Source organism: Micromonospora maritima, from assembly GCF_902825405.1.
Taxonomy (GTDB): domain Bacteria; phylum Actinomycetota; class Actinomycetes; order Mycobacteriales; family Micromonosporaceae; genus Micromonospora; species Micromonospora maritima.
Map to the genome: position 1 here is coordinate 1 of NZ_CADEAU010000760.1, position 1875 is coordinate 1875.

Annotated in this window: 1 pseudogene; it reads right to left on the bottom strand. The window is 76.1% G+C overall.

From position 1 onward, the window contains the following. Nucleotides 1-173: 173 nt before the first annotated feature. Nucleotides 174-1775: pseudogene (locus tag HUW36_RS31980) on the bottom strand (condensation domain-containing protein); the annotation flags it as partial. Nucleotides 1776-1875: the final 100 nt, after the last annotated feature.

Sequence of the window (1875 nt, forward strand, 5' to 3'; positions counted from 1 at the left end):
CACCGGCCTGCTGGTCGGGCTCGTCGCCGCGGTCGCGATCAACCTCACGTACGCGGACAACGCCACCACCAACACGATCGCCGGCACCACGGCAGCGGCGCGGCCGGGTCGGCGGCCAGCAGCCGGCGGAACCCGTCGGCGAGCGCGTCCACCCGTTCGGCCGGCACGTGCCGGTGGTCGTACTGGATCATCAGCCCGAGCCGGCCGGCGTCCAGCTCGGCGTCGACGGCGAGGCTGAACGCCACGTCCACGGTGACGCCCCGGCTGTCCACGATGCGGCTGCCGGTGCCGGACGGCCGCGCCGGGAAGTGCGTCCAGTTGAAGAAGTGGTCGAAGCGCGGGCCCGCGCCGCCGACCCGGACGATCTCGGCGAGCGGGAAGCGGTGGTGGCCCATCAGCTCCCGCTCGGCCCGCCACGCCTCGGCGGCCAGCTCGGCCACCGACCGGGTGCCCAGCGCGACCCGCACCGGCAGCGTGTTGAGGAACAGCCCGAGCGTGGCGTCGCTGCCCTCGCCCTCCGGTCGGCCGCCGACCACCAGGCCGCTGACCACGTCGTCGCGGCCGGCCAGCTCGCCGAGCAGGCGCAGGTGGAGGGCGAACAGCCACGACTTGACCGGCACCCCGGCGTCCCGGGCCGCGTCGGCCACCCGTTGCGTGGTGCCGGGCCGCAGCGGTACCCGCTGGGTGGTGGTGGTCCTCGGCTGCGCGCCGCCCACCAGCAGCGGCGGCGCGGCACCGGCGCCGTCCCGCCAGAACCGCCGGGTCACCGGGTCCGCCAGCGCCGCCCGCTCGGCCACCACGTACTCCCGCAACGGCAGGCCGGGGTCGGCGGTGGCCGGCGTGCCGGCCCGCTCCCGGTCGTACGCGGCGAGCAGGTCGGTGAGGAACAGGTGCAGGCTCCAGCCGTCCAGGACGGCGTGGTGCTCGGCGACCAGCAGCGTGAACGTGTCCCCGTCGGCGCGCAGCGCGTGCAGCCGCAGCAGCGGCGGCCGGCTCAGGTCGAACGGGCGCAGACGTTCCTCGGCGACGAGCGCGTCGACCCGGTCGCGGCGGGCCTGCGGGTCCAGGCCGGACAGGTCGGTCACCGGCAGGTCGACGGGCACCCGCTCGTGCACGAGTTGCAGCGGTTCGGCGTACGCGCCGAGCGCGAACCCGGTGCGCAGCACCGGATGGGCGTCCACCAGCACGGTCAGCGCGCGGCGCAGTGCCGCCGGGTCCAGCGGCGCGGCCACCTCGTGCGCGGTGACGTTGTGGTAGACGGCCGGGTCACCCGTCAACTCGCCGTGGTAGACCATGCCGAGCTGGAGCGCGGTCATCGGGTACGCGTCCACCAGCCCGTCCGGCAGCAGCTCCCGGTCGGCCGCGCCGACGAGCGCAAACTTGTCGGCCGCGCCGACGGGGGAGAACCGGGCGGCCGGCTCGGCCGCGACGCCGTCCAGCGTGACCCGGCCGTGTGCGACCAGCTCCCGGATCGTCTGGTGGGTGAAGATGTCGTTGAGCTGGAACGACAGCCCGCGCTTCTGCGCCGCCACCTGCATCTGGATGCTGCGGATGGAGTCGCCGCCGAGCGCGAAGAAGCTGTCGGTGACGCCGAACGAGGCCACGCCGAGCACCTCGCGCCACGCCTCGACCAGGATCTCCTCGGCCCGGTTGGCCGGTGCCGTCGCCGGGTCGTCGGCCGGGCGCTCCACCCGGGGCGCGGGCAGCGCCGCCCGGTCGAGCTTGCCGTTGCGGGTCAGCGGCAGCTCGTCGAGGACCACCACGGCGGCCGGCACCAGGTGCGCCGGCAGCCGCTGCGTGAGCCACTCCTGGACGGTGAGGGGGGACGCCGGACCGGCGGGCTCGGCGGGCGCCGCGTCCGCGCCGGCGGCGTAC